The following is a 24621-nucleotide window of genomic DNA, read 5'->3' on the forward strand; positions in this document are numbered from 1 at the left end:
CGCATTCCGCCCCTTTGCCAATAGGGTCCTGGGAGCCTCGGGCGCGCGAACGCAACGGGACGAGATCATTTCGGAAGACGGACGGTTCATGACAGTCAAAACGATCGGCGACAGCCTGGTCTGGTATGCAGCGGCGGATGGCGCGGTCACGCGCCCCGATCCACGGTGGCGCGAGTTCACGGGCCAGGAGGCGCAAGCCCTGGCGGGAGGGCACTGGTTCGACGCGGTGCATGCCGAGGATCGCGCCGAGGCGAAGCGCCTGTGGGGCGATGCCGTCGCTTCGGGCAGGCCGGTGGCCTTTTCCTGCCGGCTTGCCGCGCGGGATGGAACGTTGCGCCAGGTCCTGCTGCAGGCGGCGCCTCTTGCCGACGCAGCCGTGCCCGGGCAATGGATGGTGTTCGCGTCGGCGATGGAGACGCTTCTCCACCCGGACCGCGCCACCGGCGGCGAGACGCGGCTGGAGATCCTCGACCAGATCGGCCAGGCCACGCGCCACGTGCAGGAGGCCGACAGCATCATGGCGATCACGGCCCGGCTGCTCGGCGAGGCGATGGGCGCGACCCGCTGCGCCTACGCCGACGTGGACAGCGACAGCGATCGCTTCACGATCCGCAGCGACTGGGCGCGCGAGGGTGTCGCGAGCAGCGCCGGCGTCTACTCGCTCGATCTCTTCGGTCCCCAGGCCACCTCCAACCTCCGCCAGGGCCGGCACCTGGTGGTGCACGACGTGGACGCCGAGCTCGGCGACGAAGGCGGGGGGCGGATGTTCAACGCGATCGGCATCCAGGCGATCATCTGCGCGGGCCTGGTCAAGGACGGGCGGCTGGTGGCGATGATGGCCGTGCACCAGGCCGCGCCGCGGCGCTGGACGAAGGACGAGCTGCTGCTCGTGTCCGAGGTGGTCGACCGCTGCTGGGCGCACATCGAGCGCGCGCGCGACGCCGCGATGCTCAAGGAGCAGGATGTGCGCAAGGACGAGTTCATCGCCACGCTGGCGCACGAGCTGAGGAACCCGCTGGCCCCCATCAAGTACGCGGTCGCGATCGCGGCGCGCCATCCCCTGCCCGAGGTGATCGCCGGCAAGTTCGCGGTGATCGACCGCCAGGTCAGCCTGATGGCCCGGCTGATCGACGACCTGCTCGACGTGTCGCGCATCAACCGCGGGCTGATCGAGCTGCGGCGCGAGGATGCGCAACTGGACGAACTGGTGGTGCGCGCCGTGGAGGGAACCCAGGCGCTGCTCGACAGCCAGCGGCATCGCCTGACCGTGGCCGTGCCGGCGGGCATCCCGGTGCATGTCGATCCCGCGCGCCTGGTCCAGGTGATCGGCAACCTGCTGACGAACGCCGCGAAGTACACGCCGCCGGGCGGCCACATCGAGGTCACGGGCCGCATCGAAGACGGCCGCGCCATCCTCGCCGTGCGCGACGACGGCCTGGGCATGGCCAGCGCCGACCATGCCCGGGTCTTCTCGATGTTCACGCAACTGCCGCACACCCGGCGCCACGCGCAAGGCGGCCTGGGACTGGGGCTGGCGCTGGTCCGCAAGCTCGTGGAGCTGCATGGCGGGACGGTCCGGGTCGACAGCCCCGGGCTCGGGGAGGGCAGCACCTTCACCGTGGAGCTGCCCGTGCGCGAGCCCTCCGCGGTCCGCACCGACTTGCCGGCGCCCGAGTCGGTTGCGCCGGTTCCCGCCGACGCCGAGGGCGGCCGGCGGATTCTCGTGGTCGAGGACAACGACGACGGGCGGCAGACCCTCATCGAGCTGCTGCGCGGCATGGGCCACCGGGTGGAGGATGCGCGCGACGGCCACGAGGCCCTGGCCATGGCGGCGCGCCTCGACCCCGAGCTCGTGCTGCTCGATCTGGGGCTGCCGGGCATCGATGGCTACGAGGTCGCGGGAAAGCTGCGCGAGCGCTTCGCCGGCGCGGAGCTCGGCATCGTCGCCCTGACGGGCTGGGGCGCGGCGCACGACCGGATGCGCACGCGCGCGGCGGGCTTCGACGAGCACCTGGTCAAGCCGGTGGAGCCCGCCGTGCTGGCGCGGACCGTGCACGAGGTGCTCGCGCAGGTGCGGCGCAGGCGCGCGGGCTGACCCCGGGCCTGCTCGACGATCGTGCTGCGCGCCGCGATCGGCGCCCGCACCGCTCAGGCCTGGACCGCCGCGCCGAGACCGATCAACCGATCCACCGCCGACGCGTCGAGTCCGGCCTCGCGTAGTACCTGCCGCGTGTGCTGCCCGAGCCGCGGCGGAACGCGCACGGCGGGCGAAGGCGCATCGGCGAAGCGCAGCGGCGGCGCCGTCATCACCAGCTCTCCCATCCGCGCGTCCTCCACCGTGCGAAAGAATCCGGTGGCGACCAGATGCGGGTCGGACTGGAGATCGGCGAGGCCGCGCAGGGGCGCGGCCGGTATGTCCAGGCGTTCGCAGACCTCGAGCCACTCGCCGCTGGTGCGCAGCGCGATGCAGGCCGCGAGCTCGGCGTACAGCGCATCGATGTTGCGCGTGCGCGCGGCCATGTCGGCGAAGCGCGGGTCGCGCAGCAGGTCGTGGCGGCCGGTCTCCTCGAAGAAGCGTCGCCAGTGCAGGTCGTTGTACGGAACCACGCAGACATGGCCGTCCAGCGTGGCGTAGGGCTTGCGCCACTTCGTGAGCAGGCGGCTGTAGCCGGGCTCGCCCAGCGGCGGGCTGAACTGCGCGCCGTACAGGTGTTCCACGAGCGTGAAGCTGACCATGCACTCGAGCATCGGCACGTCGACGTGCGAACCGGCACCGGTCGTGGCGCGCGCGACGAGCGCGGCCAGCACCGCCTGCGTCGCGAACAGCGCGCAGGTCTTGTCGGCGATCACCGTCGGCAGATAGCGCGGCGCCCCGTCCGCGCCGCCGCCGAGCGAGGCCAGTCCGCACAGGCCCTGGACGATGTCGTCGTAGGCAGGCCGCCCCGCGTACGGACCGTCCGTGCCGAAGCCCTGGATCGTCACGACGATCAGCCTCGGGTTTCGCTCCCGCAGCCGCGCCGGATCCAGTCCGAGCGCGGCGAGCTTGGCGGCCCGGATGCTGCAGATCAGCACATCGGCCCCGTCGACCAGGTGCAGGAAGGCCTCGCGCGCCGCGCCCTGCTTCAGATCGAGGACGACGCTGCGCTTGTTCCGGTTGGCGCCGATGAAGGCGGACGCCATGCCGGGCTCGCGCGCCGGCCCCGTGGTGCGCGTGCCGTCGCCTTCGGGGGCCTCGATCTTGATCACGTCCGCGCCCTGGTCGCCCAGCATCTGGGCCGCATAGGGGCCGAGCAGCACCGTCGTCAGGTCGAGGACGCGGATGCCGGCGAGCGGTGGGGCGGTATGGTTCATTCCTGCACCAGGTTCACGAGCCTGGCGGTGTCGGTCCAGCGCTGGATCTCCGCGAGCTGGAAGCGGCGCAGCTCGGTCCCCGTGGTCTGCACGGCTTCGTTGCCGGTGGCCGCGAAGAAGGACCGCGTGGCGTCGGCCCTGGCGATCGCGGAGAACCAGCCTTCGAGGCGGGCCACGACGGGCGCGGGCGTCTTCGCGCTGACGGCGGCGGCGGCCCAGTTGTAGGCGGTGAAGTCGGGGTAGCCCGCCTCCTGGAAGGTGGGCACGCCGGGCAGTTGGGGCAGGCGCTTCTCGCCCGCCACCGCCAGCACATGGATGCGGCCGGCCTGCGCGAGCGCCAGGCCCGAGCCGGGATCGATGAAGCCGGCGTCGACCACGTTCGATGCCAGGGCCGCCGCCAGGTCGCTCGCGCCCTTGTACGGCACGTGGTTCACCTTGATGCCCGCCAGGTTGTAGAACTGGGCCGCGAACATCAGGTACGAGGTCGCGCCGTGGCCCGAGTTCACCTCGCCGGGCGCGAGGCGCGTGCGCTCGACGAAGGACTTCAGGTCCCTGGCCGGCGAATCGCCGCGCACCGCGAGCAGCGCGGGCGCGCGGTTGAGCATGCCGAGCATCGTGAAATCGCCGATCGGGTCGTAGGGCAGTTTCCTGAACTGCACGGCATTCACCACGAAGGCCGAGTTGGCGCCGATGAAGATGGTGTGCCCGCCAGGGTCGGCGCGCAGCACGTTCGAGATCGCGATGAACCCGTTGCCGCCCGCGATGTTGCGCACCGTGGCCGGCTGGCCGCTGAGCCGGCCCAGCTGCTCCGCGAAATAGCGGGCACCGATGTCGGAGCCGCTGCCCGGCGGGAACGGCACCACCAGCTCGATGGGCTTGGAGGGAAAGGGCGCCTGCGCCAGGGCGCGGCCGGCGAATGCGAGCGTGGCCAGCGCGGCGCCCCTCGCGGCGAAGGTGCGGCGTGTCGTGCCCGCGGTCGATCGAATCGTCATGCGTGTCTCCGTTGTCATCGTGTTCTTCGGTCCATTCAGCGCAGGCCCGTCACCGCCGGCCAGAGCGCGTCCGCGCCGCGTGCGATGAAATCCCGTCCCAGCCGGCGCGCCCACGAGGCGCCCGAGCCATCCTCCGTGCGCCAGGACCACAGGCGCCGGGTCCGCAGGTGCAACGGGTACTCGGCGGTGACGCCGATCGCGCCGTGGGCCTGGTGGGCGGCATTGCATCCGACCGACGCCGCGACGTCGGCCCGCATCTTCGCGATGGCGATGGTGCGCCAGTCGGGAGCACTCGTCGCGAATGCGAGCGAGCAGGCCGACAGCGCGCTCGTCACCTCGCCCGCGAACACCGCGAGGCTCTGCTGCACGGCCTGGAACTTGCCCAGCGGCTTGCCGAACTGCGAGCGGGCGTTGACATAGGCGACCGTCATGTCGAGCGCGCTCTCGGCCGCGCCGGTCATGAGTGCCGCGCGGTAGCGCGCCGTCTCGAGCGACGTCGCCTCGACACAGTCCGCGAGCGCCGCCTGCGCCAGGCAGGGCACGCGCTCGAACCGGAGCCGGTCGCGCGGCTCGTGCGCCAGGTTGTGTCCGTGCTCGATGGCCAGGCCTGGCGCGTTCGCGGCGAGCAGCAGCACATGCTCGTCCTGCCGGGCCTGGACGGCCAGCACCAGATGGCTCGCGTGGCGCGCCCATGGCACGGTGGCATGCCCTTGCAGCAGCGGCGCTTGCCCTGCGGTCTCGACGAGTTCCGCATCGCGCACGATCCCCAGCGCCAGCATGCCGGCGGGCGCCTCGAGCCCTGCCTGGCGGAGCAGCGCGCGGGCCAGCATGTTCTCGACCACGGGCAGCGGAACGCAGTGGTAGCCGGTGGCCTGCGCGATCGCGAGCGCCGTCGGCTCGGGCCGTTCGAGCTCGCCGTCGTAGTCGGTCAGCAGGCCGGGCAATCCGAGGGCCTCGACCTCGTTCCAGAGCGGTTGAATGTCTTGCCCGGCTTGCCCATGCGCGCGTGGATCGAGGCGCGCCGCGCACAGCCGCGCATAGCTGTCGACGATGAGCGTCTCCAGTCCCGCGCTCACAGTCCCACTCCCTTGGCGATGATGCCGCGCAGGATCTCGCGCGCGCCGCCGCGGATGGAGAACTGCGGCGCCGCCTGCGTCGTGAATGCGGCGGCCGCCGCCAGTTCGCTGTGCGGGTCCGAGAGGTCGATGTCGAAGAGCTGGTGCGCGGCTTCGGTCACCTTCTGCTCGAAGCTCGTGCCGCGGTCCTTGACGATGGCGGCCGCGAGCGCGGGCGATTCGCCGCGCGCGAGCATCGCCGAGATGCCCAGCGACATCTCGCGCAGCGCCGCGAGTTCGGCGACCAGGTGGCCGAGCTCGGCCGCATGCTGCGGATTGGATGCGTCGGCCGCTCCCACCATCTGCCGCAGCAATTCGAACGAGCTGAGGAAGCGCTCGGGTCCGCTTCGCTCGTAGGCCAGTTCGCGGTTCACCTGCTTCCAGCCTTCCCCTTCGCGGCCGATGAGCGCATCGGCCGGCAGCTTCACGTCGTCGAAGGTGCATTCGTTGAAGTGGCTCTCGCCCTGCATGTGGGGGATCGGCCGCACGGCGATGCCCGGCGAGCGCATGTCGATCACGAACTGCGACAGGCCTTCCTGCCGGCTCGATCCGCTGCCGCTGCGAAACAGCCCGATCATGTAGTCGGCCTCGTGCGCCATCGAGGTCCAGACCTTGCGCCCGTCGAGCAACCAGCCGTCTTCCGTGCGGCGCGCCGCGCTGCGCACGCTCGCGAGGTCCGAGCCGGCGTCGGGCTCGCTCATGCCCACGCAGATGCTGATCTCGCCGCGCGCCATGCGCGGCAGCAGTTCGCGCTTCACGCGATCCGAGGCGTACTCGAGCAGCAGCGGGCCGGTCTGCCGGTCCATCGGCATGCAGCTGCAGATGTGCGCGCCGGCGGCGAGGCTCTCTTCCCAGACCACGTAGCGTTCGTGATTGCCGCGCTCCTGGCCGCCGTACGCCTTTGGCCACGACAGGCCGATCCAGCCGCGCCGGCCGAGCTCGCGCGCCAGCGACCGGCTGCCGGCCAGCCAATTCTTCGCGCGATCGGTGGCCGAGCTGTGCGCGCGAGTGCCGTGGAAGAAGGCCCGCACGTCGGCGCGCAGCGGCTCGAGTTCGGGCATCGCGCCCGCGGAACTGATGTGGATTGCCTGCATGGATCTAGTGGGTGTTGCCGGTGGACAGCGCATCCGCCAGCGCGCGCACCGCTTCGCGGTGCTCGGGTGAGTGGATGGCCTGCGCCTGGGCGTCGGCCGACAGGTGCAGCACCTCGTCGAAGCTCTGCGTCGCGGAGGCGCGCAGCAGCTGCTTGGTGAGCCGCAGCGCCGTTCGCGAATGGGCGGCGATCCGGGCGGCGAGTGCCAGTGCGTGGGACTGGAGCTGGTCGTCGTCGACCACGGCGCTCAAGAGGCCCAGTTCGAGCGCGCGCGCCGCGTCGATGGTCTCGCCCGTGAAGGCCAGGTAGCCTGCCTTCGCCGGCCCGAGCAGGCGGGTCAGGAGCCAGGCGCCCCCGTCCCCCGGCACCAGGCCGAGCTTGACGAAGCTTTCGGCGAAGGCCGCGCGGCGCGAGGCGATCCGCAGGTCGCACATGCAGGCCAGGTCGAGGCCGGCGCCGATCGCGGGTCCGTTCACCGCCGCGATGACGGGAAGCCGCAGTCCATGGAGCGTGCGTGCCAGCCGCTGGATCCCTGCGTCGAAGCTCGCGCGGATCTGCTCGGGCGGCGGTAATCCATCGTCCAGCGAGGCCAGCATCTCCTTCACGTCGCCACCGCCGCAGAACGCGGGGCCTTCGCCGGTCAGCACGACCACCCTGGCCGCCTCGTCGAGATCGGCACGCTGGCAGGCAGCCGCGAGGTCCGCGATGGCTGGTGCAGAGAGGGCGTTGCGTGTGCGCGGCGACGACATCGTCAACGTGACGATGCCGTCGCGGCATTCGTAGCGGGTGAATGACAAGTGGCGGGTCCTTTTCGCGGGCTGTGCGGTGGAGGGATGCGGCATTCTGCGAACGGGCCGCCATGGAGGCAACGCTCCGTTCGGAACATCCGGATTGCCTAGAATGGAAATCCGAAAACGCACAGCAAGTCCGCGCCATGGCCGCCGCCAATCCACTCGACAGGCTCCGTGCCCGCAACCTCAACCTGCTGGTGCCGCTGCACGTGCTGCTGCAGACCTGCAGCGTGAGCCAGGCCGCCGAGCAGCTGGGAACGAGCGCCTCGGCCGTGAGCAAGCTGCTGCAGGCTTTGCGCGAGGAGCTCGGCGACCAGCTCCTGGTGCGTTCCTCCAACAAGATGTTCCTCACGGACCGGGCCCGGCAGTTGCGGCCCGCCGTGGACCGCGCCATCGCCCAGTGCCGGCAGCTGTTCGACGAGGACGCCTTCGAACTCGCGCAGGTCGAGCGCGTGCTGGTGCTGGGCGCCAACGACTACATCCAGTCCACGCTGGGGGTCCGGCTGGCGCGCCTGCTGCGCCAGCATGCGCCCGGCGTGCAGCTCGTGATGCGCCCGATCGCCAAGGGCATCCCGCAGCTGCTGGCCGAAGGCGCGCTCGACCTGTGCATCGGCACCGAGAACCTCGAGGCGCGCGGCCTGCGCGTGCAGCCGCTGGCGCGCGAGCAGCTCGCCTGCATCACCCATCGCGAGAACGCCGCGGCACCCAGGCAGCTGTCGCTGGCCCAGCTCTGCGGCTGCGCGCACATCGACGTGTCGCCCTCGGGCCTGGGCCTGCTGCCGGCCATCTTCGAGCGCCAGGCCCTGAACGCCGGGCAGAAGAGGAACGTGGTCATGACCGCGTCGAGCTACATGGCCTTGCCGGATCTGTTGCAGGGCACGAACGCCGTTTCCATGGTGCCGCGGCGGCTGCTCGGCCTGGCCAGCTTCGGCGAGCGGGTGCGCGAGATCGGCCTGCGTTTCCCCTCGCCCGAATTCGACCTGCGCCTGTACTGGCACAACATCACCCACACCGATGCCTTCGCGGTCTGGCTGCGCGATCGCCTGTTCGAGCTGACGCCCGTGCAGTCCGCACCGCCGCCCGCGAAGCGCCGCTAGCACGCGCAACGCCCCCGTACACTGCGTACCCCTCGATTTCATCCCAGCCCGACCGCCATGAAACTGAGTCAACTCCGCTCGTTCCTCAGCGTCGCCGAGCATGGGAGCATCCGGGCCGCGGCGCGCGCGCTCGGCATGTCGCAGCCGGCCGTGACCCAGGCGATGCGCGAGCTGGAGCTGTCGGTCGACGCGCCGCTGCTGCAGCGCGGCACGGCCGGTGTCGAGCTCACGGTGTATGGCCGCTCGCTGGTGCGCCGGGCCAGCGTGATCCAGCGCGAGATGGAGCGCGCGGTGGCGGAGATCGAGGAGATCCGCGACGGCAGCTCGGGCCTGATCTCGATCGCGATCTCCACCGCCGTCGCCTTCGAGATCCTGCCGAAGGCCTTCGCTGCGTTCCGTGCGCGCTTCCCGCACGTCGAGGTCCGCTTCAACGAAGCCTCGATCCCGCACACGCTGCCGCGCATCCTCGACGGAACGGTGGACTTCATGGTCGCGCACATGCTGCCCGGCTCGCTGGCCGACTGGGAGGTCAAGCGCCTGTTCCGCACCGCCATGGTGGCGGTGGCGCGCGAGGGCCATCCGATCCTGGAAGCGGCGGACACCGACCGCTTCGCCGAGTGGGAATGGCTGCTGCCCTACGACGACGAGAGCGCGCCCGCGCTGGTGCGCCAGCTGTTCGCGCCGAAGCGCATCGCGCCGCCGACGCAGGTGGTGCGCTGCACCTCGACGGCGATCGGCCTGAAGCTCGTGGGCGAGAGCGACCTGGTCGGGGTGTTCGTCGACACGATGAACCGCGAGGAGTTTCCGCACTACGGCCTGGTGAAGGTGCCCCTGTGCGACCCGCTCGCGGCGCTCGACGTCAGCGTGATCTCGCGGCCCGGCTCGGTGCTGAGCCCGGCGGCGCAGAACTTCCTCGATTGCCTGCGCCATGAAGCGGCGATGAAAGGCAACGCCTATCACCCCTGAAGAGTGCTTGTCTTCCGGCCGCAGATCGCTGCTCCTAGCATCCGCCATCGCAACAAAAGGCATGGCCAGGAGACAGCAATGGGTACCCAGACAAGTGGCGTCGCGCCACCGCTATCGAAGCGAAAGGCGGTGACGGCGATCACGGTCGGCAACGCGCTGGAGTTCTACGACTTCACCGTCTACGGCTTCATGACGAGCATCATCGGGCGGATCTTCTTCCCCTCCCTGAGTCCCTACGCGCAGCTGCTGCTGGCGGTGGCCAGCTTCGGCGTCGGCTTCCTCGCGCGGCCGCTCGGTGGCGTGGTGATCGGCGCCTATGCCGACCGCCATGGCCGCAAGAAGGCGATGGGGCTGACCATCGGCCTCATGGCGCTGGGCTGCGCCATGATCGCTGCGGCACCCACGCCCGCGCAGATCGGGCTGGCGGCGCCGGCGATCATCGTGCTGGCGCGGCTGATCCAGGGCTTCTCCGCAGGCGGCGAGGTCGGTGCATCGACGGCCATGCTGGTCGAGTACGCGGGCCGCAACGAGCGCGCCTTCATGGCCAGCTGGCAGGTCGCGAGCCAGGGCATGGGCGTGATGTTTGGCGCGCTCGTCTCGAGCACCGTGATCTCGGTGCTGGCGCCGGCCGATCTCGAGAGCTGGGGCTGGCGGCTGCCCTTCGTGCTCGGCATCCTGATCGCGCCGGTGGGCATGTACATCCGCACGCGCCTGCACGAGACCCATGTCGACGCGCCGAAGCCATCGGTCTCCGGCGGAACAGGAGAAACGGGCGGCAAGATCGGCCTGCTGCTGCGCCACCACTGGAAGCAACTGATCCAGGCCAGCCTGCTGTTCCTCTCGTGCACGGTCGGCATCTACGTGGTCGCGTTCTACATGCCGACGTACGCGGCCCGGGAGCTCGGGCTGCCGGTGCAGGTCGGCATCTGGGCCGGCGTGGTGTTCGGCATCGTGAACCTGCTCGTCGCGCCGCTGTCGGGCCTGCTGGCCGACTGGCTGCGGCGCAAGCCGGTGATCTTCTGGTCGCGCGTGGTGTTGCTGCTGCTGGTGTTCCCGTGCTTCCACTGGCTGCTCGCCGCGCCTTCGCCGGGGCGCCTGTACGTGGTCGTCGGCCTGCTCAGCGTGTGCCTGACCTCGCAGTTCCCCGCGCTGCTGGTGATGCTCACCGAGATCTTCCCGAAGCATGTGCGCGCCAGCGGGCTCTCGACCGTCTACAGCGTGGTGGTCGCGGTCTTCAGCGGCTTCTCGCCCTTCGTGCTGACCTGGCTGGTGCACGAGACCGGCGACAAGCTGGCGCCGGCCTGGTACCTGGTGGCCGTGACCGTGGTCTCGACCCTCGTCATGCCCTGGCTCGTGGACCGCACCGGCGAGGACCTCGATGCGGAGAGTCCAAGGGAAGCGCCGCCCCGTGTTCGCGGCGCGATGCCGGTGGGGAGCTTCAAGTGAAACCCACGAGCCATTTCGCGGCGACCTATGCCGCGGCACGCGAGCGCTTTCTCGCGAGCGCGGACGTGGCGGGGCTCGCGGTCGCCTCGCATGCGATCGACGGCGTGCGCGGCGCGCAGGGCGAGGAGCTCGCGATGGACGTCGTGCGGGTCGGCGATCCGCAGGCCGACAAGCTGCTGGTCCTGACCTCCGCGATCCACGGCGTCGAGGGCTTCTGCGGCTCGGGTTGCCAGTCGGCGATGCTCGTGGACGAGCCGCTGCTGGCCACGGCCGAGCGCATGGGCGTCGGCCTGCTGTTCGTGCATGCGGTCAATCCTTTCGGCTTCTCGCACCTGCGCCGCGTCAACGAAGACAACGTGGACGTGAACCGCAACTTCGTGCGCTTCGAGGAGGCGCGTGCGCCGAACCACGGCTATGCCGAGCTCGAGCCCCTGCTGCTTCCGCCCGCATGGCCTCCGGGCCCCGAGGAGGCCGCGCGGCTCGATGCCTGGATCGGCGCGCACGGCGTCGAGGCCTACGGGCAGTCGGTGTTCCAGGGGCAATACGACTCGCCCACGGGCATGTTCTACGGCGGCAGCCGCGCGACCTGGAGCAACCGGACGATCCGGCGGGTTCTTCGGCACGAGGGCGCCGCGGCGAAGCAGGTGGGGTGGATCGATCTGCACACCGGGCTCGGCCCGCGCGGCCACTGCGAGAAGGTGTTCATCGGCAGGCGCGGCGAGATCGACCGGGCCCGGACCTGGTGGGGCGCGGATGTCATCTCGACCGAGCGCGACGATTCGGTGATGTACGAGATCAGCGGCCCGATGGTGACGATCCTCGCGGAGGAATGCCCCAACGCACTGGGCACCACGATCGCGCTCGAGTTCGGCACCGTGCCGCTGCTGCGGATGATCGATGCGCTGCGCGCCGACCACTTCTGCTGGCGGGCCGAGCCACCGGTCGCGCCGCGGCTCCAGGCCGAGGCCGGGCAGGAGCTGAAGGCTTGCTTCTACGTCGACGATGCCGACTGGCAGGGCATGGTCTTCGGCCAGGCGCGCACGGCGGTCGTGCAGGCCCTGTGCGGGCTCGGCGCTTCGGCGTGACCGGGTGCGCGGCGCGGCGGATGGTCAGGCGGCGCGCCCGCTCTTCCTGCGGCCGCCGGCCTTCGCGCCATGGCTCGCCAATCCGGCGAAGTCCACGATCCTGATCCGGGGTCCGTCGAGCTGCACCAGCCCGTCGGCCCTCAGCGCGCGCAGCGCCATGTTGGTCCGCTGGCGCGACAGCCCGCACAGGTTGGCGAGCTGGTGCTGCGGCAGGGCCAGCGTGTCGCCATCGTCGCCCTGGGCCAGCAGCGAGAGGCAGCGCGCGACGCGCATGTCGGGCGCCAGCATGCGCGAGGCTTCGAGCAGGGCCGTGACCGTGCCCATGCGCTGGTTGAGGTTGTTGAGCAGGAAGTTGTTGAACGGCACGCTCTGCGCGAGCAGCAGCTCGAAGGTGGGTGCGGGCAGCAGGCAGACGCGGCTCGCGCGCACCGCGATCACGTCGTAGCGCCGCTGCTCGCGCTTGAGCATCGAGCCTTCGCCGCCCCATTCGCCCTCGCGCAGGAAATGCAGCGTGGTCTCGCTGCCATCGGCGGCGGTCACGGACATCTGCAGGAAGCCGCTGTCCACGCCGATCCAGTGCGCGGCGGTCTCGCCCACCCGGGCCACGCATTCGCCGATCGCGGCCTCCTTCTCGACCAGGGTGGCGCGCACCAGCGCCTGTTGCGCCGGTTCCAGCGTGGCGAACCAGGCGGTGCGGTCGAGCAGGGAGGTGGTCGGTGGGGCGGGCTTCATGGATGTCGTTGCAACGACAGCGCGATGCGCGTGTCTTCACGATAGTAAGCACTTCAACAGGAGACGCCAATGACCGTGAGAACCGAGAAGGATGGGGCGGTGTGGACCGTAATCCACAGCCGCTTCGACGAAGCGCGCAACGCGATGGACCCCGACAGCGCCGACGCGCTGGTCGAGCAGCTGCAGGCCTTCGACCGCGATCCGCAGGCGCGCGTCGCGGTGCTGTGGGGCGAGGGCGGCGCCTTCTGCGCCGGCTGGGACCTCAAGTACGCGAGCACGCTGGCGGACCGCAAGCGCTTCGACCAGGACATCGTGCGCGGCCTGGCGTTTCCGATGGGCGCCAACGCGGCACCGCGGGGACCGCTGGGGCCGACGCGGCTGGAGCTGTCGAAGCCCGTGATCGCGGCGGTGGAAGGCCCCGCGGTGGCGGGCGGCATGGAACTCGCGCTGTGGTGCGACATCCGCGTGATGGCCGAGAGCGCCTACTTCGGCGTCTATTGCCGCCGCTGGGGCATCCCCTTGCTCGATGGCGGCGCGGTGCGCCTGCCGCGGCTGGTGGGGCAGGGCCGCGCGATGGAGATCATCCTCACCGGCCGCAAGGTGCCGGCCGAGGAGGCGCTGCGCATCGGCATGTGCGAGCAGCTGGTGCCGCATGGCGAGGCGCGGCAGGCGGCCGAGGCGATGGCCAGGGAGATCGCGCGCTTTCCGCAGGCCGCCGTGCGGGCCGATCGCCGCACGGTCCACGAGAGCCATGGGCTGCCGCTGCGCGATGCGATGCGCGTGGAGTGGGCCAACGGCGTGGAGGCGCACCACCAGGAAGGCGCCGATGGCGCGGGCCGCTTTGCGTCGGGACTGGGGCGCGGCGGCGACTTCGGCCGCATCTGATCACTCCTCGAACAGGCGCGACTGCGACGAGGTCAGCGCCGAGAAGCTCTCGCCCATCGGCTGCAGGATCGCGTCCGCGATCGGCCGCAGCTGCTTCGCGAGGTAGTGCTCGTAGTCGATGCGCGACTGCCGCGCTTCCAGCGGCTCGGGCCCATTGCGCGTCATCACGTACTGGATCCAGCCGCCGTTCTGGTACTGGCGCGGCCGCTGGGCCCGGTCGTTGAACGCATCGGCGATGCGCGCCGCGCGCACCTGCGGCGGCACGTTGACCTGGTAGTCGTCGAGCCGATGGCGCAGGCGCTTGCGGTAGACCAGCAGCTCGTCCTTGGCGCCTGCCAGCATCGAGCGCGTGTAGTCGGTGACGAAGTCGCGGTAGGGCTCGTCGTGGAAGATGCGCGACAGCAGCCCTTCCTGGAACTGGCGCGCGAGCAGGGTCCAGTCGCTGCGCGCCATCTCGAGGCCGCGATAGACCATCTCCTCCTTGCCCCCGGCATCGACGCTCAGGCCCGCATAGCGCTTCTTGCTGCCGATCTCCGAGCCGCGGATGGTGGGCATGAAGAACTTCTTGTAGTGGGTGTCGAACTCGATCTCGAGGAAGTTGCGCAGTCCCTGCCCGTCGTGCAGGGTGCGGGTCCACCAGGCGTTGATCTCGGTGGTGAGCGCCGCCGCGATGGCATGCGCGTCCTCGCTGGAATGCGCGCGCTTGAGCCAGATGAAGATCGAGTCGGTGTCGCCGTAGATGACCTCGTAGCCGCGTTCCTCCACGAAGTCGCGCGTGAGCCGCATCATCTCGTGGCCGCGCAGCGTGATGGCGGACACCAGGTCGGGATTGAAGAAGCGGCAGTCGGACGCGCCCAGCACGCCTGCGAAGGAGTTCATCAGCAGCTTCAGCGCCTGCGACAGCGGTTCGTTCTTCGCGCGCTTGGCCTCGTCGCGCGCATGCCAGAAGGTGCTGACGATCTCGGGCAGGCAGTGCCTGTCGCGCGAGAACAGCGTGCCGTTCGGGCCCTTCACGCCGGCGGCCGGGTCTTGCGCGCGCGTGCCTTCCACCAGCCCCACGGGGTCGACGAGGAAGGTGCGGATGATCGATGGATAGAGGCTCTTGTAGTCGAGCACCACGACCGAGTCGTAGAAGCCGGGCTTGGAGTCCATCACGTAGCCGCCCGGATAGGCCTTGCTGAGGATCTCGCCGACGTTGGGTGCCACGTAGCCCAGCCGGTGCATGCGCGGCAGGTAGTGGTGGCTGAACGCGGCGATGGAGCCGCCGAAGTGGTCGGCCTGCAGGCCCGTGGTCTGCGCGCGCTCCAGCACGAAGCTCAGCAGCTTCGTCTTCTCGAAGATGCGCAGCACCAGCTCGCAGTCGCGGATGTTGTAGGTGGCGAGCGCCGGCTTGTCCTGCTGGTAGCGGCGCTCGATCTCGGCCATCTTGTCGTACTCGTCGCCGATGGCCTTGCCTTCGCCGAGCAAGGCCTGCGACACCGACTCGAGGCTGAAGGACGGAAAGCTCCACATCCCGGAGCGCAGCGCCTCGATGCCGTCGATGATCACGCGGCCCGCGGTGGTCGCGAACAGGTAGCCCTGCTTGCCCGGATGCGTGCGCCATTCGAAGGGCCGGCGTTCGCGGCCCGGCAGCAGCGGCACGCCGGCGGTGTCGGCCGTCTTCTGCAGCACGCGCAGGTCGAACTGGATCACGCTCCAGCCGACGATGACGTCGGGGTCGTTGTGTTCGAACCAGTCGTTGAGGCGCTCGATCATCGCCTTGCGGCTGGCGCAGTAGACGAGCGAGAAGCCCAGCGGCTCGCTCGCCGCCTGCGCGGGCGCCTCGCCCAGCATGTAGACCACGCGCTCGCCGGTGCCGTCGAGCGCGATCGAGTAGAGCTCCTCGTGCTGGCTGGTCTCGATGTCGAGCGACACCACCTTGAGTCGAGGCCGGTAGGCGGGCGCGGGCTTGAGCCGCGGATCGACGATGGCGGCGCCGTCGGGCCGGCCGCCTTCCACCAGCGTGCCCGCCGTGATGAAGCGCTCCATCAGGTAGCGGTCGTGCGGCCGGATGTCGGCCTCGAGCAGTGGAATGCCCTTCGCCTCGAGCAGCCGCACCAGCCGCTTGAGCTGGCGGAAATGCGTGACGTAGACGCCGACGACCGGCTCCTGGCCGAAGGTCTTGAGCGCGAGTTCGCGCAGCTGCAGGCCCGGCAGCTCCGCGGCGTGGGCTTCCACCGCCTGCCTGTGCTTCGCCGCGACGAAGGCAACCGAGGTCTGGGCGTTGAGCAGCACCTTGCGCGGGCCCTCGTCGGTGGCGAGCCAGAACTCGATCTCGGTGCCGCCCGGCGCATCGCGCCAGCGCCGGGTGAGGATGAATCCCTGGAGTTCGGTGGACGGCACGGGCGGCTGGAGATCGGGTGGAGCGGGAGGGTGCTGGATTCTCACAGGGCCGCGCTTTGCTTGCGCCTGGCCGTCGTGCTGCGCGGCGGCATGCTGTCCTTCATGGCCTCCTTGAGGAGGCCGAACACGCGCCGGTCGCCGAGCTGCGCGACATTGAAGCGCGCGAACGAGCCCGCCGTCTGCGAGACGCTGAAGACATTGCCGGGCGCGAGCACGACCTTCTGTTCCATGCAGCGCCGCGCCAGCACCGCGGAGTCGAGCCCATCGGGCAGACGGCACCAGAGGTAGAAGCCGCCGCGCGGCGCGAGCCAGGGCGCGATCCCCAGCGCCGCCAGGCGCTCGGTGGCGTCCTTGCGCGCGCGCGTGAGGCGCTGGCGCACCTCGTCCATGTGCTTGCGATAGCTGCCGCCGGCCAGCACGCCGGCGATCAGCTCGGTGGCCACCGGGCTCGGGCCGCCGAACTGGGTCGCCACCTGAAGGTCGACCAGCCCGTCGATCCAGTCGCGGCGCGCGGCGATGTAGCCGCAGCGCACCGAGGCCGAGAGCGTCTTGGAGAAGCTGCCGATGCGGATCACGCGCTGCAGGCCGTCGAGCACCGCCAGCCGCGGCGAGGGCGAGGGCTCGAAGTCGGCGAAGACCTCGTCCTCGACGATCGTCATGCCCTGCGCCGCGGCCGCGCCGAGCACGCGGTGCGCGGTCTGCGGCGAGATGGTGGCGCCGGTGGGGTTGTGCAGCGCCGAGTTGGTGATGTAGAGCCGCGGGTTCTGCGCCAGTGCCTGCGTGAAGGCCGCGACATCGGGACCGGTGGGCGTGAACGGCACGCCGACGATCTTCGCCTGGTGGGCGCGCAGCAGCGCCTGGAAGTTGAAGTAGCAGGGGTCGTCGACCAGCACCGTGTCGCCGGGCCGCAGCAGCAGGCGGCAGATCAGGTCGATGGCCTGCGTGCCCGAGGTCGTCAGCAGCAGCTGTTCGGGCGTCGCGGCGATGCCTTCGTCGGCCAGGCGCGCCAGCAGCAGGCGGCGCAGCGCGAGCGCGCCGCGCGTGCTGCCGTAGTCGGCCAGCAATGCGTCGTCGGCGCGGCTCAGCGCGCGCAGGCCCTTGCGCAAGGCCGCGTGCGGCATCCAGTCGGCCGGCAGCCAGCCGCAGCCCGGCATGAGGAAGGAGCCATCGGCATCCAGCGACTGGCGCGAGACCCAGAAGGGATCGACGTCGCGCTCGCGCGGCGCGCCCATCTCGGCCAGCGCCATCGGCGGCAGGTTGGCGCCGGTCACGTAGAAGCCCGAGCCGCGGCGCGCGCGGATCACGCCCTCGGCCTCGAGGCGGTCGTAGGCCTCGACCACGGTCGAGGGCGAGACGCCCATGGTCTCGGCGAAGCTGCGCACCGAGGGCAGGCGGTCGCCTTCCACCAGGGCGCGGTTCGCGATCTTGGCGCGCACCGCCTCCATCAGCGCATCGGTCCGCATCGTTGCCTTCACACCGCTCATCCTCTTCGCCTTCCCAGTGACTGTGTGGCTGGGATAAGCCATACAGTTTGCCGAAATTGTATGCCTCTGTGCCTTCCTTCCCGCGCACCGGACCGCTACGCTGGGCGGATGACAAGCGAAGGTTCTCGACGACATTCGGCCGGCTGGGGCAGCGGCCTGCTGGGCGTGCTCATCTTCAGCGGCTCGCTGCCCGCCACGCGCGTGGCCGTGGCCGATTTCTCGCCGCTGTTCCTGACGGCCGCGCGCGCGGTGATCGCCGCCCTGCTGGGCGCGGTGTTTCTGTTCGCGTTGCGCGAGGCGCGGCCAAAGCGTGCCGACCTCGTGCCGCTGATCCTGGTGTCCATCGGCGTGGTCGTCGGCTTTCCGCTGCTGACAGCGCTCGCGCTGCAGCACATCGATGCCGCGCACTCGGTGGTCTTCGTCGGCTTGCTGCCGCTGTCGACCGCGATCTTCGGCGTGCTGCGCGGCGGCGAGCGGCCCAGGCCCGCCTTCTGGCTGTTCTCGATCGTCGGCGCCGCGGTGGTGGCCGGCTTCGCGCTGCACGGCAGCCGCGGCGGCAGCTTGCGGGGCGACCTGCTGATGATCGCGGCCATCGTGGTGTGCGGGCTCGGCTATGCCGAAGGCGCCACGCTCTCGCGCCGCCTCGGTGGCTGGCAGGTGATCTGCTGGGCGCTGCTGCTGTCGCTGCCGCTCATGGCGGCCATCGCGCTGTTCACCCTGCCGCATGCCTGGGACCGCATCGGCGCGCCGGCCTGGGCCGGCCTCGCCTACGTGTCGGTCTTCAGCATGATGATCGGCTTCGTCTTCTGGTACCGCGGCCTGGCGCTCGGCGGCATCGCGGGCGTGGGGCAGCTGCAATTGCTGCAGCCCTTCTTCGGCCTGCTGCTGGCCGGGCTGCTGCTCGGCGAGCCGGTGGCCTGGACCATGATCGCCTCGACCGTGGTCGTGGTGTTCTGCGTGGCAGGCGCCAAGCGCTTCGCCTGAGCGGCCGATGAGTTCTTCCGCGATCGAGATCGGCGCGCTCGCGCCGCTGAGCCGGCCGGGCTGGGTCGAGGCGGGCGAGCATCTGCTCGCGGGCATGGAACTGGCCGTGCGCGAGATCAACGAGGCGGGCGGTGTCGACGGCCGGCCCCTGCGCCTCGTGGCAAGGGACACCGCGGCCGATCCCGCGAAAGCCATGGCCGCCTTGGACGAACTGGCAGGCCTCGGCGTGGTGGCACTGGCCGGGGAGTACCACAGCGTGGTCGCCCGCGCGGCCGCCGCACGCGCGCATGCACTCGGCCTGCCGTTCCTCTGCGCGTCGGCGGTGCTCGATGCGCTGTGCGAACAGCCGACGCCCTGGGTGGCGCGGCTGGCGCCGGCGCAGTCGCATGGCTGGCGGATCTATGCGGACTTCCTGCTCGGCGAAGGCCATCGCCGCATCGCGGTCGCGGCCGATGCCAGCGTCTACTGGGCGGCGGGCACGGGCATCCTGCGCGAGCACCTGGCCGCGCGCGACGGTGTGCTGATCGAGCTCGATGCGCGTGCGTTGTCGCCCGCGGCACTGTGCGACCAGCTGTTCGAGCAACGCGCCACGGCCGTCCTGATGCTGGCCGGCCATCCCGAGCCGGCCGTGCCCATCGTCAAGGCCGTGCGCCATGACCCGCGCCTTGCCGGCATGCGGATCGGCGCGCCGGCAGGGCAGCCCGAGTTCGCCGAATGGATGGCGGCGCTGGGCGTGGATGGCGCGGCGATTCCGTTTCTTCGCTATCTGCCCGAGCACCTCGGTTCGTCAGCCATGCGCATCGAGGCGGCCTTGCGCGAGCGACTCGGCTCGGCGCCTTCGTTCGTCGCCTTCGAGGGCCACGACGCGATCGCCGTGCTCGCGGAGGCGATGCGATCGCATGGTGCGTCGCGCCAGGGTATCGCCGAGGCTTGGGGTCAAAAGTCCTTCGAAAGCAGCCGCGGCCCGCTCCGGTTCTCGCGCGTGCCGGGCATCGATGTCCTGCAATGGGCCTGGCCGCCGGTCCAGGTCGTCGAGCGCGATTCCTCGAAGCCCGATCGCTTCAGGGTGCTTCACACCGGCGTCTGATTCGGCTCAGGCGTGCACCCTTCCCAGGAAGTCGCGCATCAGGCCCGACACCTCCTCGAGGTGCGTCTCGAGCAGCCAGTGCCCGCCATCGAGCAGATGCAGCTCGGCCTGCGGCAGGTCGCGCAAATAGGCGCGCGCCGACTTCTCGGGCATGTAGTGATCGTGCGGCCCCCAGACGATCAGCGTCGGCGGCTTGTGGGTCGCGAGGTATTGGCGATGCGCTGGAAACCACGCGCGGTTCTGTTTCAGGCCCGCGATCAGGTCGATCGCAACCTCCTTGCGTTTCGGCGTGACCAGTGACCAGTGCAGCTTCCACAGGTCCGGCGGAATCCGGTCGGCGCGCTCGTCGTCCAGTGCATTGAGGAACTCCTCCTCGAAGGTCTCCTCGTCGATGGCTTTCGTCAGTTGGGCGCGCATCTCGGACTCGGGCAGGGTCCAGGTCTCCTCGATCTCCGCGTACTTCGGGCCCAGCGCATCCTCGTAGGGAATGTCGCCGTTCTGGATGATCTGCGCCACGATGCGCTCGGGCGCCATGATCGCCAGCCGCGCGCCGATCGGCGAGCCGAAGTCGTGCAGGTAGAGCGCGAAGCGCGACAGGCCCAGCGTCTTCACGAAGCGGTCGAGGAATTGCGCATAGCCGTCGAAGCTGTAGTCGAAGTCCTCGGGCGTGGCGCTGTACCCCGCGCCAGGGTAGTCGGGCGCGACGAGCCGCCAGCGGTCCCCGAGCAGCGGCATCAGGTTGCGGAACTCGTAGGACGAGCACGGGTAGCCATGCGGCAGCAGCACGGCCGGCGCATCGGGCGGGCCGGCTTCGCGGTAGAAGGTGTCCACGTTGCCGACCTGGATGCGGCGGTGTCGAACGGTGGCGGTCATGCGGTCCCTCCCGTCTCGACCACGAAGGCATGCAGCTCGGCCAGCTTCCCGTCGCGAAAGCGCCAGACATCGCAGTAGCTGTGATGCGTCGCCTTGCCCGCGGCGTCTTTCAGCGTGATCTCGCCGATCGCCGCCACGATGTCGCCCTCGGCGACCAGCCGATGCACGTCGAATCGGGGCGGCTCCTTGTACGTCTGCGCCATCCATTGGCGAACGGCTTCCTTGCCGTCGAGCGTCTGTTCGCCCACGAAGGTCCACTTCGTGTCGTCGGTGCAGGCACTCAGAAAACCTTCGTAGTCGCCTTCGACGATGGCCGCGTTGGCCCGCTCGAGGGTGGCCTTGTTCGTCTGTGACATCCGGAACTCTCCTTCGTTGAACCAGGAACAGGTCCCGGTATAGAGCTCCGGTGTCGCGCGATCGTCAGTTCATGGGCAACGATGGCGTACGCCATCGGCTGACAGCTAGCGCAGGTCGAAACCGAAGTGCAGACCGCGCGCGAGCAGCCCGTTGCGGAAGTAGAAGCGCTGCGCCAGCGCGTTGTCCAGGCCGGTGTCGAGCGTGAGGCGCGTGCAGCCTGCTTCGCGCGCCAGCGTCTTCAGCGCGCCGAGCAGCGCGCTGCCCACGCCACTGCTGCGCTCGTCCTGCGTGGTCACGAGGTCGTCGACGTAGAGGAAGCGTCCGTGGATCAGGTTGCGCTGGAAGCGGTAGCCCGCGAAGCCGCAGGGCGCATCGTGCTGCCAGGCCGCGAGCATGCGGTAGCCCTCGCGGCGCTGCTCGGTCACGGCCTGCTGGAAGGCTTCGGGGTTCGCGAGGTGCGGGCGCAGCTGGCGCACGATGGGGTGGCAGGCGAGGAGGTCGGCGTCGGATTCGACGGGGCGGAAGTGGAGCGGGGTGGCGGTCATGAGGGCAAGGTCGATGTGAGGGGCCCAGGCAGTGTGCGGCCGCACCGCGCCCTCCGGTTGGACCAGGTTCGTTGAATCTGGCTGGACCATCGCACGCCGAATCGGCGCCGGCCATTCCTTTCTTTCGTCTGTCTTTCACCGTTGCGTGGTGCAAGCCCCAGTTCGCGGGAAGGGCCCCGATGGCAACATCCGGACATGCAACTGCTGCTCGTGGAAGACGACTTCGACCTGTCGGGAATACTGTCCCGCAGCCTGTCGTCGCGCGGCTTCGAGATCCTGTGCTGCAGCGATGGCGCCGAGGCCCTGGCGGCTGCGCGCAAGAAGAACTTCGACATCATCCTCCTCGACCTGTCGCTGCCCGGGCTCGACGGCCTGGAACTGCTGCGCCGCCTGCGCGGCGACGGGAACGCGACGCCGGTGCTGATCCTGACGGCCCGCGGCGCGGTCGGCGACCGGATCGCGGGCCTCAATGCCGGCGCCGACGACTACCTCGCCAAGCCCTTCGACCTCGAGGAGATGATCGCGCGCGTGGGCGCGCTGACCCGCCGGCTCGGGCGCAATGGCGAGCTGCGCTGCGGCCGCCTGCGCTACGAGTCGGCCGCCAATGTGTTCTACCGCGACGAGAGCCCGCTCGAGCTGTCGCAGCGCGAGGCCGAACTGCTCAAGAAGCTGATGTCGCGCGTCGATCGCGTCGTGCCCAGGGAGGAGCTCAGGCAGGCGGTGTTCGGTGCCGACACGGCGCAATCGGAGGCCATCGACCTCGTGGTGCATCGGCTCAGGAAGAAGCTGGTCGGCGCCAGCGTCGAGGTGCTCAACCTGCGCGGCGTCGGTTATCTGCTGTGCGACGACAGCTCCGCGGCGGCGCAACGCCCGGTCGGCGGATGATGTCGTCGTCCTGGCCGCCACGTGCCGTGTCGCTACGGCGCTTCCTGCTGCTGTGGCTGCTGGGCGGCCTGTGGCTGGTCGTGGCCTGCATCGCGGCGTTCCATCTGGTGGCCGTGCTGATCGAGCTGGCACGGGCGCAGGACGCGCGGCTGGTGGCGGCGCTCGGCGCGCCGGGGCAGCCCGGCGTCGGCGCCGTGTTCGAGCGGACCGGTTCGCTCGACGGCAGCCGGATCGCCGGCGACCGCATGCTCGAGGCGTTCCCGTGGGTCGCGAGCCTGCCGGCGTCGGGCGCGCCGCGCCTCTACGTGAGCCAGCGCGGGGACGTGGCGGTGCGTGCCGCGGCGGCCTTGCGCGAGGACGCGACCCAGCCCGGAGGGAAGGTGGTGGTCCAGGCGGCTGAACCGATGCGCGCGCGCTTCGCGGCCTGGGACCAGATGCCGCGGCAGCTGCTGAGCTGGCTCGCCGCGGCCGCCCTCGGCATGTCGGCCGTGGTGCTCTCGGCGGTGGCCTTGACCTCGCGCTGGCTGGCGCGCGCGCGCCGCGCACTCGATGCTCCGCAACTGGACATGGCGCTCTACGACGGCCCCTCCGAACTGCGCCCGGCGATGGCGCGCATGCATGAGCTGCACCAGCGGCAGCGCGAATGGGTCGAGGAGCAGCGCCGCTTCCTGGCCGATGCCTCGCACCAGCTGCGCACGCCGATGTCGGTGCTGCGCACGCAGCTGCAGTCGGCGATGGCGGGCGACGTGCCGGCCGGCGAGATCCTGCCGCAGATGCTGCACACGGTCGATCGCGCGACGGACATGGCCAACCAGCTGCTGAGCCTCAGCAAGCTCGAGCAGGTCAAGCGGGCGGGGCGCCTGCAGGCGGTGCTGCTGCATGCGGCGGCTGTCGACGCGGTGATGGAGCTCGCGCCGCTCATCGCGGCCAAGCGGCTGGACTTCGCGCTCGAGGGCGACGAGCAGTTGGGCGCCACCGGCGATCCTCTGATGCTCGGCGAGCTGCTGCGCAACCTGCTCGCGAATGCGATCCATCACACGCCCGATGGCGGCCGGCTCGGCATCCTGGTGCGTGCCTATGCCGCGACGGTGGAACTCGTGGTCTGGGACGGCGGCCCGGGCGTCGACGATGCGCTGCGGCCGCGGCTGTTCCAGGCGTTCTCGGCCACCAAGGGCGGGGTCGGCCTGGGCCTGTCGATCTGCCGCCAGATCGCCGAGGCCATGGGCGCGTCGATGGAGATCCACAACCGCGTCGATACCGGCCGGGTCATCGGCGTCGACGCCGTGGTCCGCTGGAGCCAGGCCCCCTGAACGCGGCCGGCGCCCCTGCCGGCCGGACGAAGCCTCCCGCATTCCTTCCCGTTTCTTCACGGCCCGCGCGTGGCCGGGGGACGTGCTGTCCCTTTCTTTTTTTGCTTCCACTCCAAGGAGATACCCATGAACAAGACAAACGCCCTCGCGGCCTTCGCGCTGGCCGCCGGCCTGTGTGCGCCGGCCGTCCATGCCCAGGGGGCCGGCCAGCTGAACGTCATCTGCTCCGTGCAGGACGAATGGTGCTCGCTCATGAGCACCACCTTCGCCCGCAGTTCGGGCATCAAGGTCAACGTGCTCAAGCGCGGCAGCGGCGAGGCGCTGGCCCAGTTGCTGGCCGAACGCGGCAACCCGAAGACCGACGTCTGGTTCGGCGGCACGGGCGATCCCCATCTCCAGGCCGCGGAGCAGGACCTGACCCTCGCGTACAAGTCGCCCTCGCTGCCGCAGTTGCATGCCTGGTCGCAGTCGCAGGCCGAGCAGTCGCAGTGGCGCACCGTCGGCGTGTACTCCGGACCGCTGGGCTTCGCCTACAACACCGAACTGCTGGCGAAGAAGAAGCTGCCCGAGCCCAAGTGCTGGAAGGACCTGCTGTCGCCGGGCCTGCGCGGCGAGATCCAGGTCGCCAATCCCGCGAGCTCGGGAACGGCCTACACCATGATCGCGACCCTCGTGCAGCTGATGGGCGAGGACAAGGCCTTCGACTACATGAAGGGCCTGCACCGCAACGTGAGCCAGTACGCGCGTTCCGGCACCGGCCCGATCAAGGCCGCGGCACGCGGCGAGACCACGGTGTCGATCAGCTTCGTGCACGACGCGCCGAGCGAGCAGATGCAGGGCTTCCCGATCGCGACCGCCACGCCCTGCGAGGGCACCGGCGCCGAGATCGGTTCGATGTCGATCATCAAGGGCGCGCGCAATCTCGAGAACGCCAGGAAATTCTACGAATGGGCCCTGACGCCCGCGGCGCAGCAACTGGCCGCGGCGGCGCACCAGTACCAGCTGCCGTCCAACAAGTCGGCCACGCTGGACAGCCATATCCCCGACTTCCGCAAGATCCGCCTCATCGACTACGACTACGCGAAGTACGGGCGCTCGGCCGAGCGCAAGCGCCTGATCGAACGCTGGGAGCGCGAAGTCAATGGCCAGACGCGCTGAACG

Annotated in this window: 22 protein-coding genes; 11 read left to right on the forward strand and 11 right to left on the reverse strand. The window is 70.3% G+C overall.

The window, feature by feature from the left end:
- Positions 1-88: 88 nt before the first annotated feature.
- Positions 89-2095, forward strand: a complete 2007-nt coding sequence (locus INQ48_38780) for a response regulator (protein QRF61335.1) — start codon at positions 89-91, stop codon at positions 2093-2095.
- 53 nt (positions 2096-2148) lie between these two features.
- On the opposite strand, the gene INQ48_38785 is transcribed toward INQ48_38780, so the two are convergent.
- The 5 genes from INQ48_38785 to INQ48_38805 are packed head-to-tail and all read right to left on the reverse strand — an operon-like array spanning position 2149 to position 7393.
- Positions 2149-3351, reverse strand: a complete 1203-nt coding sequence (locus tag INQ48_38785; GenBank protein QRF61336.1) for a CoA transferase — start codon at positions 3349-3351, stop codon at positions 2149-2151.
- Complete coding sequence (locus INQ48_38790; protein ID QRF61337.1) at positions 3348-4343, reverse strand: tripartite tricarboxylate transporter substrate binding protein; 996 nt, start codon at positions 4341-4343, stop codon at positions 3348-3350. The genes INQ48_38785 and INQ48_38790 overlap by 4 nt, the downstream gene beginning before the upstream one ends.
- A gap of 35 nt (positions 4344-4378) precedes the next feature.
- The gene (locus INQ48_38795) at positions 4379-5419 is read right to left on the reverse strand and encodes an acyl-CoA dehydrogenase (protein QRF61338.1); all 1041 of its coding nucleotides are present in this window, start codon (positions 5417-5419) and stop codon (positions 4379-4381) included.
- Entirely contained in the window at positions 5416-6552 is a 1137-nt protein-coding gene (locus tag INQ48_38800) for an acyl-CoA dehydrogenase family protein (protein QRF61339.1), read from the reverse strand. The genes INQ48_38795 and INQ48_38800 overlap by 4 nt, the downstream gene beginning before the upstream one ends.
- Positions 6553-6556: 4 nt before the next feature.
- On the reverse strand, positions 6557-7393 hold the full coding sequence (locus INQ48_38805) for an enoyl-CoA hydratase/isomerase family protein (protein ID QRF61340.1): 837 nt from the start codon (positions 7391-7393) through the stop codon (positions 6557-6559).
- Between the two features lie 92 nt (positions 7394-7485).
- On the opposite strand from INQ48_38805, the gene INQ48_38810 reads away from it, so the two are divergent.
- The 4 genes from INQ48_38810 to INQ48_38825 all read left to right on the forward strand — a co-directional run bounded on the left by INQ48_38810 (position 7486) and on the right by INQ48_38825 (position 11936).
- On the forward strand, positions 7486-8439 hold the full coding sequence (locus tag INQ48_38810; GenBank protein ID QRF61341.1) for a LysR family transcriptional regulator: 954 nt from the start codon (positions 7486-7488) through the stop codon (positions 8437-8439).
- Between the two features lie 57 nt (positions 8440-8496).
- The gene (locus INQ48_38815) at positions 8497-9405 is read left to right on the forward strand and encodes a LysR family transcriptional regulator (GenBank protein ID QRF61342.1); all 909 of its coding nucleotides are present in this window, start codon (positions 8497-8499) and stop codon (positions 9403-9405) included.
- Between the two features lie 78 nt (positions 9406-9483).
- Positions 9484-10851 (forward strand): MFS transporter, encoded by a 1368-nt coding sequence (locus INQ48_38820; protein QRF61343.1) that lies wholly within the window; start codon positions 9484-9486, stop codon positions 10849-10851.
- On the forward strand, positions 10848-11936 hold the full coding sequence (locus INQ48_38825; protein ID QRF61344.1) for a M14 family metallopeptidase: 1089 nt from the start codon (positions 10848-10850) through the stop codon (positions 11934-11936). The genes INQ48_38820 and INQ48_38825 overlap by 4 nt, the downstream gene beginning before the upstream one ends.
- Before the next feature lie 24 nt (positions 11937-11960).
- On the opposite strand, the gene INQ48_38830 is transcribed toward INQ48_38825, so the two are convergent.
- Entirely contained in the window at positions 11961-12668 is a 708-nt protein-coding gene (locus tag INQ48_38830) for a Crp/Fnr family transcriptional regulator (protein QRF61345.1), read from the reverse strand.
- 69 nt (positions 12669-12737) lie between these two features.
- On the opposite strand from INQ48_38830, the gene INQ48_38835 reads away from it, so the two are divergent.
- Entirely contained in the window at positions 12738-13553 is an 816-nt protein-coding gene (locus INQ48_38835; protein QRF61346.1) for a crotonase/enoyl-CoA hydratase family protein, read from the forward strand.
- On the opposite strand, the gene INQ48_38840 is transcribed toward INQ48_38835, so the two are convergent.
- Both INQ48_38840 and INQ48_38845 read right to left on the reverse strand, forming a co-directional pair.
- Positions 13554-15935 carry a DNA polymerase II gene (locus INQ48_38840; protein ID QRF61347.1) on the reverse strand — a complete coding sequence of 794 codons (2382 nt, stop codon included), beginning with the start codon at positions 15933-15935 and terminating at the stop codon, positions 13554-13556.
- Between the two features lie 41 nt (positions 15936-15976).
- The gene (locus INQ48_38845) at positions 15977-17380 is read right to left on the reverse strand and encodes a PLP-dependent aminotransferase family protein (protein ID QRF63159.1); all 1404 of its coding nucleotides are present in this window, start codon (positions 17378-17380) and stop codon (positions 15977-15979) included.
- A 147-nt stretch (positions 17381-17527) separates the two neighbouring features.
- On the opposite strand from INQ48_38845, the gene INQ48_38850 reads away from it, so the two are divergent.
- Both INQ48_38850 and INQ48_38855 read left to right on the forward strand, forming a co-directional pair.
- Positions 17528-18403 carry a DMT family transporter gene (locus tag INQ48_38850; protein ID QRF61348.1) on the forward strand — a complete coding sequence of 292 codons (876 nt, stop codon included), beginning with the start codon at positions 17528-17530 and terminating at the stop codon, positions 18401-18403.
- Positions 18404-18410: 7 nt separating this feature from the next.
- Positions 18411-19490, forward strand: coding sequence for an amino acid ABC transporter substrate-binding protein (locus INQ48_38855; protein QRF61349.1), 1080 nt, complete (start codon positions 18411-18413; stop codon positions 19488-19490).
- 6 nt (positions 19491-19496) lie between these two features.
- Here the strand turns inward: INQ48_38855 and INQ48_38860 are convergent, their stop codons facing one another.
- From INQ48_38860 to INQ48_38870, 3 genes are all read right to left on the reverse strand, one after another.
- A complete protein-coding gene (locus INQ48_38860; GenBank protein ID QRF61350.1) occupies positions 19497-20363 on the reverse strand; it encodes an alpha/beta hydrolase in 867 nt (288 codons plus the stop codon).
- Entirely contained in the window at positions 20360-20719 is a 360-nt protein-coding gene (locus INQ48_38865; protein QRF61351.1) for a nuclear transport factor 2 family protein, read from the reverse strand. Before INQ48_38865 ends, INQ48_38860 begins: the two co-directional genes overlap by 4 nt.
- A gap of 105 nt (positions 20720-20824) precedes the next feature.
- On the reverse strand, positions 20825-21265 hold the full coding sequence (locus INQ48_38870; protein QRF61352.1) for a GNAT family N-acetyltransferase: 441 nt from the start codon (positions 21263-21265) through the stop codon (positions 20825-20827).
- Positions 21266-21460: 195 nt separating this feature from the next.
- Here INQ48_38870 and INQ48_38875 point away from each other — a divergent pair, with 195 nt between their 5' ends.
- The 3 genes from INQ48_38875 to INQ48_38885 all read left to right on the forward strand — a co-directional run bounded on the left by INQ48_38875 (position 21461) and on the right by INQ48_38885 (position 24618).
- Positions 21461-22150: a response regulator transcription factor gene (locus INQ48_38875; GenBank protein ID QRF61353.1), complete on the forward strand. Its 690-nt coding sequence runs from the start codon at positions 21461-21463 to the stop codon at positions 22148-22150.
- Positions 22147-23460: a HAMP domain-containing histidine kinase gene (locus INQ48_38880; protein ID QRF61354.1), complete on the forward strand. Its 1314-nt coding sequence runs from the start codon at positions 22147-22149 to the stop codon at positions 23458-23460. The genes INQ48_38875 and INQ48_38880 overlap by 4 nt, the downstream gene beginning before the upstream one ends.
- 126 nt (positions 23461-23586) lie before the next feature.
- The gene (locus INQ48_38885; GenBank protein QRF61355.1) at positions 23587-24618 is read left to right on the forward strand and encodes an ABC transporter substrate-binding protein; all 1032 of its coding nucleotides are present in this window, start codon (positions 23587-23589) and stop codon (positions 24616-24618) included.
- Positions 24619-24621 lie beyond the last annotated feature (3 nt).

The sequence above is a fragment of the Variovorax paradoxus genome (assembly GCA_016806145.1).
GTDB lineage: Bacteria > Pseudomonadota > Gammaproteobacteria > Burkholderiales > Burkholderiaceae_C > Variovorax.

Coding starts and splice junctions, on each gene's coding strand:
- INQ48_38790 (QRF61337.1), bottom strand. CDS start 4,343: ATGACGATTCGATCGACCGCGGGCACGACACGCCGCACCTTCGCCGCG.
- INQ48_38845 (QRF63159.1), bottom strand. CDS start 17,380: ATGGAGGCGGTGCGCGCCAAGATCGCGAACCGCGCCCTGGTGGAAGGC.
- INQ48_38870 (QRF61352.1), bottom strand. CDS start 21,265: ATGACCGCCACCCCGCTCCACTTCCGCCCCGTCGAATCCGACGCCGAC.
- INQ48_38810 (QRF61341.1), top strand. CDS start 7,486: ATGGCCGCCGCCAATCCACTCGACAGGCTCCGTGCCCGCAACCTCAAC.
- INQ48_38780 (QRF61335.1), top strand. CDS start 89: ATGACAGTCAAAACGATCGGCGACAGCCTGGTCTGGTATGCAGCGGCG.
- INQ48_38820 (QRF61343.1), top strand. CDS start 9,484: ATGGGTACCCAGACAAGTGGCGTCGCGCCACCGCTATCGAAGCGAAAG.
- INQ48_38830 (QRF61345.1), bottom strand. CDS start 12,668: ATGAAGCCCGCCCCACCGACCACCTCCCTGCTCGACCGCACCGCCTGG.
- INQ48_38815 (QRF61342.1), top strand. CDS start 8,497: ATGAAACTGAGTCAACTCCGCTCGTTCCTCAGCGTCGCCGAGCATGGG.
- INQ48_38865 (QRF61351.1), bottom strand. CDS start 20,719: ATGTCACAGACGAACAAGGCCACCCTCGAGCGGGCCAACGCGGCCATC.
- INQ48_38800 (QRF61339.1), bottom strand. CDS start 6,552: ATGCAGGCAATCCACATCAGTTCCGCGGGCGCGATGCCCGAACTCGAG.
- INQ48_38785 (QRF61336.1), bottom strand. CDS start 3,351: ATGAACCATACCGCCCCACCGCTCGCCGGCATCCGCGTCCTCGACCTG.
- INQ48_38875 (QRF61353.1), top strand. CDS start 21,461: ATGCAACTGCTGCTCGTGGAAGACGACTTCGACCTGTCGGGAATACTG.
- INQ48_38880 (QRF61354.1), top strand. CDS start 22,147: ATGATGTCGTCGTCCTGGCCGCCACGTGCCGTGTCGCTACGGCGCTTC.
- INQ48_38885 (QRF61355.1), top strand. CDS start 23,587: ATGAACAAGACAAACGCCCTCGCGGCCTTCGCGCTGGCCGCCGGCCTG.
- INQ48_38860 (QRF61350.1), bottom strand. CDS start 20,363: ATGACCGCCACCGTTCGACACCGCCGCATCCAGGTCGGCAACGTGGAC.
- INQ48_38850 (QRF61348.1), top strand. CDS start 17,528: ATGACAAGCGAAGGTTCTCGACGACATTCGGCCGGCTGGGGCAGCGGC.
- INQ48_38855 (QRF61349.1), top strand. CDS start 18,411: ATGAGTTCTTCCGCGATCGAGATCGGCGCGCTCGCGCCGCTGAGCCGG.
- INQ48_38805 (QRF61340.1), bottom strand. CDS start 7,393: ATGCCGCATCCCTCCACCGCACAGCCCGCGAAAAGGACCCGCCACTTG.
- INQ48_38835 (QRF61346.1), top strand. CDS start 12,738: ATGACCGTGAGAACCGAGAAGGATGGGGCGGTGTGGACCGTAATCCAC.